At 50.5% G+C, this 18,008-nt stretch carries 12 protein-coding genes; 1 reads left to right on the top strand and 11 read right to left on the bottom strand.

The annotated features are described in order from the left end of the window. Positions 1-78 precede the first annotated feature (78 nt). The 9 genes from CWM47_RS18505 to CWM47_RS18465 form a co-directional block, all read right to left on the bottom strand. Positions 79-930, bottom strand: coding sequence for a sialate O-acetylesterase (locus CWM47_RS18505; protein ID WP_100989709.1), 852 nt, complete (start codon positions 928-930; stop codon positions 79-81). 39 nt (positions 931-969) lie between these two features. Further along, positions 970-2,574, bottom strand: coding sequence for a glycoside hydrolase family 43 protein (locus CWM47_RS18500; RefSeq protein ID WP_100989708.1), 1,605 nt, complete (start codon positions 2,572-2,574; stop codon positions 970-972). Between the two features lie 211 nt (positions 2,575-2,785). Further along, entirely contained in the window at positions 2,786-3,307 is a 522-nt protein-coding gene (locus tag CWM47_RS18495) for a VOC family protein (RefSeq protein ID WP_100989707.1), read from the bottom strand. Between the two features lie 30 nt (positions 3,308-3,337). Continuing rightward, on the bottom strand, positions 3,338-5,620 hold the full coding sequence (locus CWM47_RS18490) for a glycoside hydrolase family 127 protein (protein WP_100989706.1): 2,283 nt from the start codon (positions 5,618-5,620) through the stop codon (positions 3,338-3,340). A gap of 170 nt (positions 5,621-5,790) precedes the next feature. Next, entirely contained in the window at positions 5,791-7,467 is a 1,677-nt protein-coding gene (locus CWM47_RS18485) for a glycoside hydrolase family 43 protein (protein ID WP_240625333.1), read from the bottom strand. Between the two features lie 190 nt (positions 7,468-7,657). After that, a complete protein-coding gene (locus tag CWM47_RS18480; RefSeq protein ID WP_100989705.1) occupies positions 7,658-7,960 on the bottom strand; it encodes a GIY-YIG nuclease family protein in 303 nt (100 codons plus the stop codon). A gap of 154 nt (positions 7,961-8,114) precedes the next feature. Next, on the bottom strand, positions 8,115-10,589 hold the full coding sequence (locus tag CWM47_RS18475) for a glycoside hydrolase family 95 protein (RefSeq protein WP_100989704.1): 2,475 nt from the start codon (positions 10,587-10,589) through the stop codon (positions 8,115-8,117). A 274-nt stretch (positions 10,590-10,863) separates the two neighbouring features. Continuing rightward, positions 10,864-12,195 (bottom strand): xylose isomerase, encoded by a 1,332-nt coding sequence (gene xylA / locus CWM47_RS18470; RefSeq protein ID WP_100989703.1) that lies wholly within the window; start codon positions 12,193-12,195, stop codon positions 10,864-10,866. A 277-nt stretch (positions 12,196-12,472) separates the two neighbouring features. After that, positions 12,473-13,174, bottom strand: a complete 702-nt coding sequence (locus tag CWM47_RS18465; protein ID WP_100989702.1) for an NUDIX hydrolase — start codon at positions 13,172-13,174, stop codon at positions 12,473-12,475. Positions 13,175-13,430: 256 nt separating this feature from the next. On the opposite strand from CWM47_RS18465, the gene CWM47_RS18460 reads away from it, so the two are divergent. Beyond that, the gene (locus CWM47_RS18460) at positions 13,431-13,856 is read left to right on the top strand and encodes a response regulator (RefSeq protein WP_100989701.1); all 426 of its coding nucleotides are present in this window, start codon (positions 13,431-13,433) and stop codon (positions 13,854-13,856) included. A 58-nt stretch (positions 13,857-13,914) separates the two neighbouring features. Here CWM47_RS18460 and CWM47_RS18455 read toward each other — a convergent pair whose 3' ends face one another. Together CWM47_RS18455 and CWM47_RS18450 are read right to left on the bottom strand one after the other, a co-directional pair. Further along, positions 13,915-16,911 carry a WD40/YVTN/BNR-like repeat-containing protein gene (locus CWM47_RS18455; protein WP_100989700.1) on the bottom strand — a complete coding sequence of 999 codons (2,997 nt, stop codon included), beginning with the start codon at positions 16,909-16,911 and terminating at the stop codon, positions 13,915-13,917. A 34-nt stretch (positions 16,912-16,945) separates the two neighbouring features. After that, on the bottom strand, positions 16,946-18,004 hold the full coding sequence (locus CWM47_RS18450; RefSeq protein ID WP_100989699.1) for a PepSY-associated TM helix domain-containing protein: 1,059 nt from the start codon (positions 18,002-18,004) through the stop codon (positions 16,946-16,948). Positions 18,005-18,008: the final 4 nt, after the last annotated feature.

The raw sequence follows: 18,008 nt of genomic DNA, 5'->3' as shown, positions 1-18,008 counted from the left end.
CCCTCCTGACCGCACCGGCGGACCGGTCGGGATGACAAAAACCGGAAGACAAAAGCATCGCCTTATCTTACACCCCGCCTAATTCGTCGCACTCGATTTATAACCCAGCAGCGACAGCATTTGCGTGGCGTAGCGTTTGCCCAGTTCCCGATAGCCTGCCGCGTTGAAATGCAGATTATCAGCCGAATCGGTACAGCCAGCAGATGAAATTACGTGCGCGTTTTTGATCGTTTGCGGGAGGGTGGCAATGATATTGTTCATGCTCGCACAGATGCCCCCCTGATCAGCATTGACCGTTTCACCAGCTAATAACGGTACCTTTTTGGGTTTCAGATCCAGGTCGTTCATCAGGTTATCGTACACGACCTTTACCTTTTTCGTCCAGAGCGTGTCATTGGTGTTCGACTCGCCCTGATGCAGCAGAATGCCTTTGATAACCCCGTCTTTCTGCGCCAGTTTCGCCATCTCGACCAGTCGGGCGTATGGATTACCATCGTATTCCTTGATGAAATTTTTCATCCAGCCCGGCACCGTCGTGACGTATGACTCGTAATGATCTTTATCGAACAGCTCGACCTTGCAGCCACCAACAGCCACATTGATCACGCCCACCCGTACCTTTTCGGGTAAGTTGGCCACCAGCTCCCGGCCAAAATAATCGGCGGGGGTAAGCCCGGTTTTGCAGCGGCATAAGGGTGGAGTGGCCGTGTACCAATTCCCTTTCGTTCGGTTGAGAGTTGGGCAATCAAGAGCCTCCATTACCTGAAAACGGGGATTCACATTGACGGTGTCCTGCGGCTCGATTTTGGCGTTACCCTCCATGTTGGACTGCCCGAAGCAAAGGAAAATGTAAAAGTTTTTGTCCTGCGAAAAAGCATTCAGGGCAAAGAAGCACAGCATCGCAACAACAGCTAACTTTTTCTTTTTCATAGTGTTGAAAATAGGTTAATGAGCGAATAAATCAGGCCTTTACTTTTCAGTTGAATCCGAAATTGTGTTTACAATCCGGAAGTAATCGAAGTCGGCAAAACCACCTGTCTGGCTACTGGCATAATTGAACAGGCCAAAACGGTAGCCCATAAAGTGCGGAATGGTGTACGGCATTTTCAGGGCGTCACCAATGGTGGTCCACGTTTTGCCGTCGAGGCTGTAGTAGAAATGGGCGGTGTCTTTGCGGTTCTTGAAATCGCATTCGGCTTTGAGGTAGACCGTTTTCTGGGTCAACGGAACCCGCTGCACGTCCACCGCCTTCCCCGAACTGGCATTAACCATGACAATAGACCGGTTCCCATTTTCGACCTTCACGCCTACCAACCCGTAGTTTTTCTGCAACAGACTCAAGCCCGCAAAATCACCGTCTTTCAGGTTCGACGCATCGAGCAATGTTGTACCCGACGATTCAGGCCCGATGGTGCGCTGGGTGAGTGTGTTGCGGGCCATCACAAACGAGGTGTCGGTACGGCCGGTTTTCAGGCGCAGGTAGCCTTTCCGCTCCGAAACCGACCAGAGGCTGTTATCGGGATTGTGGTTCCACTGCCAGACCAGCGGCAAGGCAGGCTCCCCTTTTCTGCGGATAAATTCGTCAGAGTGTACGATGCCCGGAATCAGGCCTTTGCTGGCGGGGAGGTCGAGCGTTTCGGGCACTTTGCCATTTTCGCCCAGTATCGGCCATCCGTCTTCCCAGCGTACCGGCACCAGGTACGGAATGCGGCCCACCCCGCCAAAATCACGGAATAGGTACGAATACCATTTTCCATCTGGTGTGTCGATCAGGCCGCCCTGCGCCACTCCCATATCCTGCAACGCCACGCGCCCCTCCCACGGACCGGTGATCTTGTCGGCGCGGTGAATGATCACCGTTCGCATACCGCCACGCGGCCAGCTAATGTTGAAGAGGTAATACTTGCCTTTCACCTTAAACAACTGCGACCCCTCGGCAGGCAGACCGCCACCCGTGCCCGATGGTGTACTGGCGTTTTCGATCAGCACCTGTTCAGCCGTACCGGGCTTCACCCCTGTAGCATCAGCTGTCAGTTCAACAATCCGAAGTTTGCCCGCGCCGTAGATCAGGTACGTTCGGCCATCATCATCGAAAAACAGGCTGTGATCGTGGTACGATGGCTTGAACGAGACTTCTTTCCACGGACCTTTCTCGATGTTTTTCGTGGTGTAAATGTGCGTCCGGCCACTGGTCTGGGCGAAGGTGCTCACGTAATACAGGCCGTTATGGTAGCGGAGGCTACTCGCCCACGAACCCCGTCCGTAGGTGCTTTTGCCGTTATTCAGGCTCATGGCATCTACACTCGTCAGCGTATCATACGCGTAGCCGGCCATCTTCCAGTTGATCAGGTCGTTCGATTTCATGATGGGCAGCCCCGGACTCAGGTGCATGGTGGTGCTGCTCATATAGTAGGTGTTGCCCACTCGAATCATAGCCATATCGGGTACGTCGGCAAAAATGACTGGGTTATGGGCAGTCTGTGCCTGGGCAGTAACCCCACCAAAGCGAGGCAGGCTACTGATAAATAGCAGTAGCACAAGCACCAAACCAGATCGAGTAAGCGCAATTTTCATGTAAGAAGTTGATTGTAAAGAGGTTTTGGTATTCTGCGTTTTGTCATCCTGGTTTTTGTCATCCCGACCGGTCCGCCGGTGCGGTCAGGAGGGATCTTCGCTAGTAGCCAAAAACGCCGGCTACCGAAGATCCCTCCTGACCGCACCGGCGGACCGGTCGGGATGACAAAAACCGGAAGACAAAAAATAAACAGACCCAAGATTTTCCCTATCAGTTAAGTGGGCCGATCAGTTCTATAAAATTTCCGTCGGGGTCCTGCACAAACACGAAGTGCGCTTTATCATTCAGGGGTGTGGGCGTGCTGCCCAGAAACGGCACTTTCATTTGCGTCAGCCGGTCGATGATGGGTTGCAGGGCTTTTACTTGGATGGTGATGTACTGCATGCCCGTATCGTCCTGAATCTTTTTGGGCTTCGGGTGCGCTGCTTTACTGCCAAAGCTCATCAGTTTCCAGTCGGTGGCTTCGGGGCTATTTTCGAGCTTTAGTATGGTTACGTTTGTGGCTACGCCATCGGTCAGACCGGAGCGTTTCCCAAAATCTTCGTTGATGGTGAAGTTGCCAGTTTTGACCATCCCGATGCCCTTCACGTAAAAATCAAGCGAGCGTTCGAGGTCGGCAACCACAACGCCTACGCCGATCACTTTACTGCTAAAATTAGACTGTGCCTGGGCGGTTAGTACGCACCAAAACACCAATAGTGTTATTTTGACACATTTATATGCAGTATTCATTCTTCTAGTCCTCTTTAACTGAGCCATTTGTTACTTCATTAAAAGTCTAACCTGATTGATTCGGGGCGTAGCCTTCCCATTTTGAGCCACGATTTTCAACGTGATCACCTCGTTACTGTCCGCTTTTAAACGAATCGTTTTGCCCTGATTGACAAGAAATTCGGCGGGCTTTTCATTAATTAAAAAGCTTACATTCTCTGGCTTGATATCGTCTAAAGCAGTGATATCAACGTATCTACCTGCCAGCCCTTTGTTCTGCAATTGGTAGGCGATATACGACCGGGTACGTCGCCAGAAGCGCTCGTCGTCGTAGCCCGAATCGCTTTTTTCGCCTTTGTACTGATGATCGACTTCGGGCTGCTGCTCGCCACAATTCACCTTGTCGACGGTGTTGGCTTCCAGAGCCAGAACTTCGGCTTCCTGCTGTTTCAATCGGGTCTGTTGCTCGGCGAAAGCGGCTTTGGTAAACGTCGGGAAGTACATCTGGTAGCGAGCATCGTGTACCTCGTAAAACGGTTGTAACGTCAGCGTGTCCAGCGCGAAACGAAGCCGGGATTCGGGTTTGAGTTTTGTCAGGTACGTTGCCGGGTCGCCCACGAGCGCATAGGCATTGGTGAGCGGGTAGAGCTTGCCTTTCGTTTCGTGACCCATGCGGCTGTCATCGGCGAAAAGCCCGGTCAGATCTTTCGTCGATGTTTTGGCGGCCAGTACAATCGGGCCATTGACGAACGCCGACCAGTTGGACCCATCGGGTAGCTGTTCCAGGCGGGTAACGGTCGTAAAGCGAACCGTCACTTTATCGCCCGATTTCCACTTTCGTGAAATGGCTACGTAACCCGATGGTTTGCCGCTAACGGGTTGTGCTTTTCCGTTCACCAGCACGTCCAGATTTTCGGCCCATTTCGGGTAACGAATGTTTATAGAAAACGCCTGTGGTTTTGGTATTTCCACGAGTAGTTCAGACTGGTTCTGATACGGAAATTCGGTTCGTTGGGTAAGCTTGATCTTTCTGTCTGTCCAGTTCACCGTCGATGGAATGAACAGATTGACATAGAGGTCATTGGTCGAATGGCTGTAGATTAGCTCGCCGTATTTGGTGTGGTTTTCCAGACCTGATCCCACGCAGCACCACATGCTGGTTTCGGGTTGCGAATAGACCCGGTAATGGTTGGGCCGAATGGGCGTGAAATACACAAATCCGCCCTTCTCGGGATGCTGACTCGACAGGATGTGGTTGTATAACGTCCGCTCGTAGAAATCCAGAAAACTGACGTCGTTCTTATCCAGAAAGAGCGCTTTGCTCAGCCGAAGCATGTTGAACGAGTTGCAGGTTTCCGGCCCCTGATTCGATGATAATACCTGGCTGAAATCGGTTGTGGGGTTGAAATGCTCACGGACGCTGTTGCCGCCAAAAGCCACACTGCGGGTTTGCGACACGTTTTGCCAGAAGTACAGCGCGGCATCTGACCAGTCAGTTTTGCCCGTTAAAGTGGCGATTTTCTCAAACCCGATCACCTTCGGAATCTGCGTATTGGCATGGAGTCCCGTCAGCTTGTCCTGCTTCGCCAGCAGTGGATTCAGGATAGCCCGGTGCGAAATCCGCTGCGCCGTTTCGAGGTACTTTTTATCGTTCGTCAGGATGTACAGATCGGCGAAGGTTTCGTTGATGCCGCCATGTTCAGTACGTAACACCTGCTGAATCTGCTCGTCGGACAGCGGTTTGATCAGGTCAACGAACCAGTCGCCCAGGCCAATCAATACCTGCTTTGCCTGTTTATTGCCAGCGTACTCATAGGCATCGCGCAAGCCCGCAAACAGTTTGTGAATGTTGTAGAGCGGTACCCATGTGTTGTTCAGGCCAAAGCTGCTACCGTCGATATCGCCTTTGTGAATCCGTTCCCAAAACACTTGTCCCTGCGGAATGCCGCCAACGTACCCATTGCCATTCTTCGCCTGACATTTCGCCAGTTGATCGATCATGTAGTCCAGACGTTTTTTCAGTTCGGGCTCACCGGTCGAGGAATACATCATGGCCAGCGCCGACAGGTAATGCCCGCCGATATGACCATCCAGACCCGAGCTTTCCCAGTTGCCATAGCGTTGCGCTTTCAGGGGCAGTCCGGCATCAATCAGATACGGGGCCAGCAGTTTATCCGGGTTCAGCGCCAGAATGTATTTCAGGTCAACATCCTGCGCATTTTTAAACGGCCCACCCGTCAGCTTCACCTCCTGCAAGGCAAACGGTTGCATCTGAGCCAACGCGGAAAGGCTGGTCAGGAGCAGAAAGGCGATATGGAATAGGTTCGTTTTCATGGGTAACGTTGTTTTTTTTTGTCATCCCGCGGCTTTTGTCATCCCGACGCAGGAGGGATCTTCGGTAGCAGGCGTTTTTGGCTATTAGCGAAGATCCCTCCTAACGTCGGGATGACAAAAAAGACGCGGGATGACGACCCCCCTTCGACACAGCAGAAAGAAGGCAACGCTTACTTCTTATACATCGGGTCGTCGCCTTTGTATGTCAGGTACTTAAACGAAGCCGAATTCTCGGATTTTTCGCCTGACGACGTAGCATATAGGCCATACACACAGCCAATGAAGCTATTGGCCGCTTTGGTGCTCAAAAACTTGCCGTCCACCTGGTCTTTCAGCAAGTTCCATTTTTTGCCATCGGTCGAGTAGTAGAAGCTGTACAAGGCACCGTCTGACTGTATTTTAAAATCCACTCTAGCAGCAGATGACGTTAACGGAACTTCAGTTACTAATTCCAGGGCTTTGTCTTTGCTCTTGAACAACTGAATAACGTCTTTGCCTCCGCTTTTTGATTTTGCCGCGAAGTAGAAATGGCGTTCGTCCTGAAAAATCACCAAACCCGCTTTTTCATTATCCGTTTTTGGCGAAAAGTTCACTTCGGTTTCGGCGGTGCTCGTTAAATGTTGTTGACGCTTACCCACAAACGAAGGATTTCCTGCTTCTGAAATTGTTTCCGGTTTGAGTGTAAGCGTAAGCCCATTTGCTTTTGAGGTTTTAAACGAACTGCTATCCACCGTTCTCAAAAAAAGCATCGACAGATCAAGCCCTTTGTCGAACGTCATCGTATACGCGAAGTTGCCGTTTTGCGGTAAAGCTCCTTTCTGCTTTACCTCTTTGATGTTGGTTTTGTATTGGTATTGAATGGCTTTCTCGCCGTGTTCGATCATCGGCCAATCGTTTACCCACGTCAGCGGAGCAATGAACATTTCGCGGCCTGTATTATAATAATCGCCTTCGTAAGGACGTACAGCCAGAAAAATTGAATACCAGTTACCATCGGGCCCTTCGATAAACTGAGCGTGACCGGCCGATGTGATCGGGTTGGGTCGGTCGGCTGGTAATTCCCGTTGCGTCAGCACCGGATTGCCGTCAAACGGGACATAAGGCCCCCAAATATCTTTGCTGCGCAATGCCACCTGCGAGTGATTGACAGAGGTTCCGCCTTCGGCCGCATAAAGGATATACCAGCCGTTATGCTTCAAAATATGGGGTCCTTCGATCCAAACCGGCTTTTTTGAGAGGTCTACACCCCCATTGACCAACTGTTTTTCTTCGCCCAGCACGGTCAGATTCTTATAGTCGAACGCATACATTCGGATGGTGCGGTGGCCCGAATAGAGCGGTTTACGATCGGGTGCATCGCTGTTGTAAATGATGTAAGCTTTGTCGGTTTCTTCGTCGAAATAAATGGAGGGGTCAATTCCTTTTACCTGCGGAATTTTCACCGGATCGCTGTAAGGTCCCCCCGGATTTTTTGACGTTACAACAAAATTTCCATCATGATCAATATCCGTACACGTTACGTAGTACGTCCCTTTGTAATACGTGATGGCTGGAGCAAACAGACCACGCGTCATCCGCTCGCCCATAAACTCCATTTGCGAAGGTCGGTTGATCACATTGCCAATCTGCTTCCAGTTTTTCAGGTCCCGGCTGTGCATAATCGGCAAACCGGGGAAATAGGAAAACGTAGAATGAACGGAATAATAATCGGGTCCCACCCGCACAATGCTCGGGTCAGGATAAAAACCCGTCAGGACTGGGTTTGTCAGTGTGGTTTGGGCAACACTGGCTTGGTGTAAAACCAGACTGAATAGTACAAAAAGAGCCGTAAAAAGGCGATTTTTCATGTGAACGTGTGTTAAATACGTAAGCTTATTTTTATTGTTTCTTTCATTCCGCGTTTTTTTGTCATCCCGACGATAGGAGGGATCTTCGGGTGAGGCTGAAAAATGCCTACTAGCGAAGATCCCTCCTATCGTCGGGATGACAGAAAAGCCGCAGAATGACAAAACATCCTCGGGATGGTAATACCTCTTTTCATCCCTGAATTTCATCATTCAAAAAGCACCATTCGGGATTAATTGAATTGATCAATTCCACTTTTTTCTCCCTCCGCCAACCCTTGATCTCCTTTTCTCGAGCGATCGCGTTGAGCACGTACTGATGCTGCTCCCAATAAATCAGCTGATGACAGTAATACTTACCCGCAAATTTCTCCGGCTGCCCTCTCGACTCGTAGTGCTCTTGTAGCCTTCTGATTAAATCGTTTGTCATACCCGTGTACAGCACCGTTTTTTCGGGGTTGGTTACGATATAGACGTAAAAGGCATACTCACGCATCACACTACATTTTTAGATTTTCTCGATTTCTGTTTCCCTGTTGTTTTAGTGTCATCCCGGTGTTTTTGTCATCCCGACGACAGGAGGGATCTTCGGGTGAGGCTAAAAATGTCTGTTAGCGAAGATCCCTCCTGACGTCGGGATGACAAAAAGCTTACTGAGCGACCAGCGTATACAGTTTACCGGCTTGCGTCGGCAGGTCATAGAGCATTGTTTCTTTTAATACGGGCGCTGTCGACGTTGCTTTTTCCGACACGATGGGTGCTGGCGTTGGTTCGATCTGGTAGAACGGGTTCGGGTTTTGACCTGAGGCCATTTTCGGCGCAGTCCCTTTGCTGATGGTTAGCGCGTTTGGCGTCCGCACACGTAAGTTTCCGCCCAAATTCGACTTGATAACAACGGTCGACAGTTTCCCTCCTTTCCATTCCATGCTCACAACCTCGAATCCACCGATGGCCCGCAGACCGCGAATGCTGCCGGTTGGCCAAACGTCGGGCAGGGCGGGTAGTAAGTGAATGGCACCATCGGCACTTTGCATAAGCATTTCGGTGATGCCCGACGTACAGCCGAAGTTGCCGTCGATCTGAAACGGTGGGTGTGCGTCGAACAGGTTATTGTATGTACCGCCCCCTTCTTTCGTGACGCCAAGCGGGGTTAGTTGATTCTGGATCAACGTGTAGGCGTGGTTACCGTCCTGCAAACGCGCCCACCAGTTCACTTTCCAGCCCATACTCCAGCCGGTCGATACATCGCCCCGGTGAACAAGAGAGGTTTTGGCCGCATTGTACAGGCCGGGCGTGCGGTAAGGTGAAAGCTGATTCGATGGAAACAGGCCGTACAAATGCGAAATGTGCCGGTGTTTATCGTTCGGATCGTCAATATCTTCCAGCCATTCCTGCAACTGACCGTGCTGACCAATGTGCATAGGCGGTAGTTTGCTGCGCATCTGCTTCAGCGTATCGACAAAGGCAGCATCCTTTTTCAGTACTTCGGCCGCTCGAATCGTGGTCGTAAATACGTCGAACGCAATTTGATTATCCATCGTAGTACCCGCATCCAGCGACGAACCGCCGTGGGCAGCGGGCGCGTTCTCGGGCGACGTACCCGGCGTGACAACCAGCCAGTGATATTTAGGGTGTTCAACCAGGTAATCCGTGTAAAATAGGGCAGCTCCTTTCAAAATCGGGTACACTGACGCCAGGTACGTTTTGTCGCCACTATATTGGTAATGCTCCCACAGGTGCTGACTGGTCCAGCCGCCACCAGCTACCCACATACCCCACAAGGCACCATCGACGGCACCGGTGGCCCGCCAGATATCGGTGTTGTGGTGGGCCATCCAGCCACGCGCTCCGTACATCACCCGCGCCGTTTCCTTTCCGGTTTCCGACATGTCGCGCACCATGCGCAGAAAGGGTTCGTGCAACTCGGCCAGATTAGTTTTTTCGGCCGGCCAGTAATTCATCTGAGCGTTGATGTTGATCGTATATTTGCTATCCCAGGGTGGTCGCATTTTGTTGTTCCATATCCCCTGTAAATTGGCAGGTTGCCCCGGTACGCCGGCGCGGCCCGCTTGAGAGGATGAAATGAGCAGGTAGCGACCGTATTGATAGTACAGCGTTACTAACTGCGGATCATTGACGGACCGGAAATTTTTCAGCCGTTCGTTGATCGGCAGGTTTGCAGCCTCGCTAGAACCCAGATCGAGCTTTACCCGGTTAAAGTATTTCTGGTAGGCGGCACTATGTGTGGGTAACATGGCCGCGTACGCTTTCGGGTAGGCCTTAGTCAGGTACGTTGCCGCCAGCGCATTTTCGTCGGCGCTGACATCGTTGTAGTTGACAAAGTTGGTGGCAATAGACAGGTAGATCGTTGCCGAATTGGCTCCGCGTACGGTCAGCGCAGTATCGCTGGCCGATACCGTTCCGCCCTGCGTTTTGATCCGGGTGATGCCTTTAAACCTGACCTGACTTTTTACGCCCTCGTGGTCTGAGGTTGAGGCAGCAATGGTCAGTTCATTGGTCGACGCCGTTTTGATAACGGGCTTGAGGTGTTGCGTGGAATAGAAAGCGGAAAACGCTAACCGACCTGGTTTACTGGCTGTTAATTGAATCACAATCACCTGATCGGGAAACGATGCCAGCACTTCGCGGGTGTAGGTCACGCCATCAACGGTATACGATGTTTTGGCCACGGCCCGCTCAATATCTAGCTCCCGGTAGTAGTTGGTATAGTTTTCGTGCCCGTCGAACGTGAGGTTCAGGTTGCCAACCGGCTGGTACATCTGCCCCTGCGACTTTTTGCTGATCATCGCTTTGTTGGCCAGATTCTCCGCTTCTTTTTGTTTACCGTCGAAAATCAGCTTCCTAACTTCCGGCAAAGCCGCCAGCGCGTCCGGATTGTCATTCCGGTTTGGCCCGCCACTCCAGACGGTGCTTTCGTTGAGTTGGATGATCTCTCTGGGTACGTTGCCATACACCATAGCACCCAACTGGCCATTACCGACGGGCAATGCATTCTCCCAGGTCTGGCCCGAAGGCGTATTGTACCAAAGTGTCAGCGGTGACTTCGTTTGCGCGAAGCCAGCGGTTGAACCAGTTATTAAAAAAAAGAAGAGGAGTCGTTTCATTATCCTACTTAAAAACACATACTTCATAATCAATGAAACGTAAGTAGAGTACTGATTTACTCTACTTACGTTTCATTGATTACCGGCATGTTGTCATCAGGAAATTGATCCAGAATCGGCTGTGTTTTATCATCAACGTTGACTGATGGCTAACGCTTTGACAACGATAGAAGCAGCCGTCAAGTCCTGTGTTCCATCCGTTGTCTGGACGTATCATGCTCGGCAAACGAATTGTATCTGGAACATGGGCAGGGAGCACATGGAAAATGACGCGTTATATATACTGATTGATAATGCTTTCGAGCCATTCCTGCTTGCCACTGCGCATCTGAGGTTCGCCAAATTCAAGCGTATAGGCCCGTAGATCTTCCAGCGTCAGTTTGCCTTCTTCAAATGCTTTTCCACGACCATTATCAAACGATGAATAGCGCTCGGCACGGAACTTAAGATAGTCAGACTCCTGCAAAATAGTGTCGGCCACAATAAATGCGCGGGCAAAGGCATCCATCCCACTAATATGGGCTATGAACAGATCATCGGCATCGGTCGAGTTCCGGCGGATTTTTGCGTCGAAGTTGATGCCGCCGGGTTTTATTCCCCCAGCCTGATGAATTACCAGAGCCGCTTCAATTAGTTCATACAAATTAATTGGAAACTGATCTGTATCCCATCCGTTCTGGTAATCGCCCCGGTTCGCATCGATGCTGCCCAGCATTCCCGCGTTGGCCGCTACCTGCAATTCATGGTCGAAGGTATGCCCCGCCAGTGTCGCGTGATTGACCTCGATATTCAATTGGAAATCTTTATCCAAACCATACTGCCGAAGGAATCCGATCACTGTAGCCGCATCATAATCATACTGGTGCTTGGTGGGCTCCATCGGTTTCGGCTCGATGAAGAACGTGCCAGTAAACCCTTGCTTCCGGGCATAATCCCGGGCCATGGTCAGAAACTGCGCCAGGTGCTCGACTTCCCGCTTCATGTTGGTGTTAAGCAGCGACATATAACCTTCCCGACCACCCCAGAATACGTAATTTTCACCACCCAAAGCAATCGTAGCGTCAATGGCATTTTTGACCTGCGTGCCAGCATAGGCCAGAACCGAGAAATCCGGATTGGTCGATGCTCCATTCATATAACGTGGATTTGAGAACGCATTGGCCGTACCCCAAAGCAGTTTTACACCACTTTCTTTCTGTTTCTGCTGTCCATACTCAACGATAGTTTGCAGCCGTTTTTCGTACTCGCTTGCGGAAGAACCTTCATCGACCAGATCAATATCGTGGAAACAGTAGTATGGTGCCCCCATTTTAGTGATAAACTCAAAGGCCGCGTCCATTTTCATCTTCGCCCGAACATTGGCATCCTTGTCCTGATCCCAGGGAAAAACGTGTGTTCCGGGACCAAAGGGATCACCTCCTGTGCCGCAGAAGCTGTGCCAGTAGCTGATAGCAAAACGGAGCTGTTCACGAAGGGTCTTCCCGCCTACGATCAACTCAGGATTGTACCATTTAAACGCTAACGGATTTTTAGATTTTGGGCCTTCGTAGGCAATGGCGCCAATACCTTTAAAGTATTCCTGATCGCCCAGGGTGATTGTTGACATGAGTTGACGTATTAATATTCGTTAGTTAATTAGTTAGTTGTAGCGGCAAATGTCAGCGATCCTGGTGCCCATACCGACGATTTATCCGGTTGAGTCGGCAGAAAGGACCAGCCTAACATCGCATTTTTTATTATTGTTATTTTGACACTTATTTTTTAATGTAAAAATGACACTTATTTTTTTAATGTCAATATGACACCTAAAAAAATTTACAAGATTTTAATCCCAGGGTGCAATTCACCTTCGCCCGAATCTAAAAAAAAAGAAGAGATCGCCGTTAGAGGCCTAACTCCGAGTTAGGGATAAAATTCAGGAAGGAGTTCGTGATCGAGTGATATTTGCTGGTGTCAACCTGATAAAAATAGGCCCCCCGTTTTGAAAAGCCTTTTTGCTTTTCCTCCAGCTTGATCAGCAGATTTGTCGACAGAATCTTTCGGCTAAAATTCCGTTTGTCAAACTCCGTATTGTATACGGCATCGTACAATTTCTTAAGTTGGGGAATTGTGAACTTCTCTGGCAGCAGTTCAAAGCCAATAGGATGCTGGGCCGCTTTATACCGCAGTCGCTTAATAGCTAATTCGACCATATCGGCATGGTCGAACAGCAAAGGGGGAAGGTCATAAATAGAAAACCAGCTAGCCTGGAACAGGTCGGAAATCTTCTTCTCGTAATCCTCTATTTTTACCAGAGAGAAATAGGCTACCGATACCGTTCTGACAATTGGGTCGCGGTGCGGGTCCCCAAAGGCGTACAATTGCTCCAGATAGACATTGGTAAAGCCCGTCAGCTCAAATAAAATCCGTGCTGCAGCCTGTTCCAGGCTTTCAGCGGGTTGGAGCCAGCCGCCCATTAGTGACCAGGTTTTTTCTTCCACCCCCCGCTTGACGAGTAATACTTTTAAGCTCTCTCCATCAAAGCCGAATATGATTGAATCTAAAGCCAGTAAATAGGGTTGCTGCTGCTTATATTGATCTAACATGTACTGTAACGCCAGGACGATCTCCAGGGAAGGGACAAAATTTTATTTTGAACCGAAGATAAGGCAAATGTACCTATCAGGTAAACAAATGGAAGAATAAGCCGTCAAACATCCCCCAAACGCTGGTAAACACCCGTCTGTTAAACAGATAGATCTATTAAAAAGAGAAGGCCGTCAGTTTTAAGCTAATTGTTTATCATAGGTAATATCTATCAACTGATTCGGTATTTTTGTTGCCATTACTACTAAATCAACTATGTCAAAAAAAGGACCTATCATCCTGATTGAAGATGATGAAGATGACCAGCTGTTGATCAAGATGGCCATTAAGAATTTAAATGTTGTCAATCCTATTTGGGTTTTCCATAATGGTCAGGAGGCTTTAGAATATCTGGAAAGGTCTGTAGAACAACCATTTCTAATTTTGTGTGATATCAATATGCCGTTACTAAATGGGTTGGAGTTACGAGCCGTAATTAATCAGCACAAGATCTTGCGGGAAAAATCCATTCCCTTTGTATTTCTGACTACTACAGCGAGTGCCGAAGCGATCCGAATGGCTTATGACGAATCGGTACAGGGTTTTTACCAGAAGGAAAATAGCCAGGCCGGACTTCAGCAGCAGCTCAAATTGATTATTGATTACTGGCAAAGTTGTTTGCACCCGAATAGCCTACTCTGATTTCTACACGCAGACGTTACCTGATTTAGCCTTAGTCAACTCGCATTACGCCACTTACTTATCGAATACTGGTTTTCCAGTAGGCCCACTGCTGTGCTGTTTTCCTGAACGTTGCCTGTGCTTCGCTGGCAGCAGCTACTACCTGGGTTGTAGGGGTACTGTCGGCATCCTGTAGAATGGAGAAGATCGAACTAAAGGCTCTGTTCAACGAATTAAGATTAGTTTGAAGGTCAGCGAATAACTTCTTCTGTTCGTCGGTTGTCATGCGGCTTTTCAATGGTTGCGCTTCAGCCAACCAGGCGAGAACTTGTCTACGATTCTCATAAGCGGTTACCGACAGGTCGTGTTGTTGCGTCAAAATTGGCACAGGTGTTTTTACACGTGGGTCCATCGTAACTGTAAGCGGCTGTGTATAGGTCTTTCCATTAACAGACAAGTTAACCGTATACGTCCCCGGCATGACCCAGGGCGCGGTGGGCTCGGGTGCGGTTTGCCCGAAGGTAGCCGCAATTGGATACGAGGGTGGAATGGGTAACGGCGTGTAATGAAGATTCCACATGAACCGATGCGCCCCGGCGCTGGCCGACAAAATCTGCTGAGGCCGAATCCAGTAGGCAGGCAAATTCACATCCGGAACCGTATAAGGTTTATCGTCGCTACGGTACTGCTGCACTTGTTTGCCGGTTGCATCGATGATGGTCAGGGTAACGACGGAATTAGCCGTTTCGTGGAGGTAATAATCAATGATAGCCCCTTCGGGTGGATTTTGTCCGGCGGGCTCTTCCTGCGGCAAGGGCGTGTCGGGGTTCATGTTCCAACGAACACGATACGCCCGTTGCGGTTTATACAAGATCGTCTCCGTTTTTGCCAGTTCGGGCGTCAGCTGACGAAGGGCGGTTATATCATCCAGAATCCAGAACGACCGGCCATGTGTGCCAACCACCAGATCGTCGTCTTTAATGACCAGATCGCGGATGGAGGTGGCGGGCATATTCAGCCGCAGCGATTGCCAGTGCGCACCATCATCGAAAGAGACATAGACGGCTGTTTCAGATCCGGCAAATAGCAGCCCTTTCCTTAGCGGGTCTTCACGCACCACATTGATTGGGTCGTTGGGCAATCCCGTTACAATTTCCTGCCAGCTTTTACCACCGTCGTGCGTGCGGTAAATATGCGGATGCATATCATCACATCGGATGCGGTTCACGGCTGCGTATGCGGTATTCGCATCAAAATGACCGGCATCCATCAGGGAGATTTTGCTCCAGGAACCCACCCCTGGCGGGGTCACATTTTTCCAGGTTTTACCCCCATCACGGGTCACCTGGATCAGACCATCGTCAGTACCGGCCCAAATCGTGTTTATGTCCTTATACGCAGGTGCAATGGTGTAAATAACGCCACGAGCAGGCATGGTTTTCATGTCGTCGGTACGGTAAACGCCCACACTTTCGGGAATGTCGGGATAGGAAGTGCGCGTTAGATCAGGGCTGATCACCTGCCAGGAGTAGCCCCCATTCCGGGTTTTAAAAAGAACATTTCCAGCGAAATAAAGTGTTTTCGGATCAACCGGGGAGAATAATACCGGGGCAGTTCGTATAAATCGATACTTCCCAGACCGAACGGCTTCGGGGGCAATGTTTTGTACCTGGCCGGTGCGTTTGTCGTATCGGGTAATTTTGCCGCCATAAATTATAGCCGGGTCGAGTGGATCAGCGGCTACATAACCATACTCTTCGACCCCAACCGGATGCCACTCACGGAAAGTAATTTCTCCGTCGTTTCCGCGGCTGGTAATCCCCACTGAACCACTCTCCTGCTGGCCGCCCAATACGTTATAGGGAAAACTGGTATCCGTGCTAACGTGGTAAAACTGGGCCGTCGGCTGATTGTACCAGGAGCTGAATGTTTGCCCACCATTAACCGTGACAATAGCACCCTGATCGCCCGCTAACAGCAGCACATCAGGATTTGTAGGGTTGATCCAGAGCCGGTGGTAATCGTCGCCACCCGGCGCTCCCCTGAAGTCGTTCCAGGTTTTACCGCCATCTGTTGACTTCCAGGCCGATACATCGGCAATGAAAACGATATCGGGATTTGTTGGGTGTGCTTTCACTTCCGCGAAGTCGCTGCCCCGGCCCCATAACCGTCCGTCGCTGTTGATACGTGTCCATGACAAGCCGGCATTGTCGGAGCGATAGACCCCGCCCATTTCGGTGGCATCGACCGTAGCGTAAAGTCGATTCGGATTACTGGGTGCGATGCAGAAACCGATTCGACCCAGGCCCTGCTCAATTGCAGGGAGGCCGTTCGTTAGTTTTTGCCAGCTTGCACCGCCATCCGTCGATTTATACAACCCACTTTCGGGTCCCTGCCATTGCCCGTTTTCCCAGGGTCCCTGCCGGGCGGCCCAGAGATCGGCATACACGACACTCGGATTTTGCGGGTCAATGGTCACCTGCACCGCCCCGGTGTTCTCATCTTTGTACAGCACCCGATCCCAGGTTTTGCCGCTGTCTGTTGTCCGATACACACCTCGCTCCGGATTTGGGCCATATGGATGGCCCAGCACAGCCGCAAAAACCCGATTTTCGTTCGTTGGGTCAATACAAATACCGCCAATTTGCTGCCCATCCTTCAGCCCAAGAAAAGACCAGGTCTTCCCGGCATCGGTCGATTTATACATCCCGTTTCCCACCGATAAATCGGGGCGCTGTAACCCTTCACCACTGGCCACATAGATGACGTTGGGATTTGAAGGAGCCACCGCCACATCACCAATGGAACCCGTTGGCTGATCGTCGAAAATAGGCTTCCAGCTACGGCCGTAATCTGTCGTTTTCCAGACCCCTCCATTATTAACACCCATGTAAAAGACGTTTGGCTGTTGCGGTACGCCCACAGCCCCCACCGTCCGACCACCCCGATGCGGGCCAATCATCCGCCACTTCATGGCATCGAACAGCCTGGGAGCGAACGGTTGCGCCTGAATGGTGAGCGAAAACAGAAGAAAACAAGGCAGCAAGAGCCGATTTACGGAGGACTGGAAGGTCATAAGAATCAGGGGAGTGGACGAATTATTAAATTTTTTACCTCTTTAAATACCAGAGAAACAGACCTGTAAGGGTCACAACGGCTGTCGATAAGGCCAGGAGAATGTAGAGTACCTGAGAGATCCAGCCACCGTAATGCCCAAAATGAAGTTCCTCAAAAATGTGTTCGGCAATGTATTCCAGATCCGCATCGCGCGCATCGAACCCACTTATGTAGTGGCCGTTTCGGGCATCGACCGTTGCTGCTACATTGTATTTACCAAGCATTCGAATGCTGCCCGGCATATTGCCGCGAATAACCAGTGTACTATCACCAGGCTTCGGGAAGTCGATAAGCTGGGGTTGAAAATTGGCAATGGATGCCCTAGCAGCAGCAATGGCAGCATCAACCGGAATACTGGAAACTGGAATTGGAGCGGTCAGGGTTTGTTCAGGCTTCGGCCCATCCCCAAACTTGCGCTCGATCTGTTCCCAGTGGAAGAAAATACCCGTGGCACTCATCATCAGCATGAAGAGCAGAGCAACTACCCCCAGCCACTTATGAATGTCGGCATACACAAGGCGGGGGGATTTATTCCACCGCACCCCAATTTTAAATACACTCAGCAACGACCGCCGGTAATACCATGTGCCGGTTAGTACCGAAATGAATAAACAGATACCCGCCAGACCCATGACAAACCCGCCAACGGGCTCCAGCAACAAGTTTTCATGCAGTTCACGCGCCCGCCGAACCAGCGTCGCATCTGCCTGCCGGGCACCAAGAACGGCCCCGGTATAAGGATTCATGGAAACCCATGTCCACACACCCTTATTTATCAGATCAACCCGGACAGCTTCTTTTTTAGCCTCATCCCATACGGCAAGGCTTCTGACCTGAGCCTCCGGATACTGACGATTTATCGACGCCAGGAGCTGGCCGACGGACTGGAGTTGACCAGCGGATTCAATATGCGTTTGATTCGGGTTGAGCAAGTTGTCGACCTGCCGATCAACGACCAGGATCGAGCCGGTAATGGTAATAATCAGGATAAACAGGCCACCTACCAGACCCGAAATTCGGTGCAGGCTATAAACGGTTTTATCGGAGAACATAACG

Origin of the sequence: Spirosoma pollinicola (genome assembly GCF_002831565.1) — a bacterium.
Classification (GTDB): domain Bacteria; phylum Bacteroidota; class Bacteroidia; order Cytophagales; family Spirosomataceae; genus Spirosoma; species Spirosoma pollinicola.
Note: the sequence above shows the minus strand (reverse complement) of the source record. Positions and strands in the feature narration are given on the sequence as shown.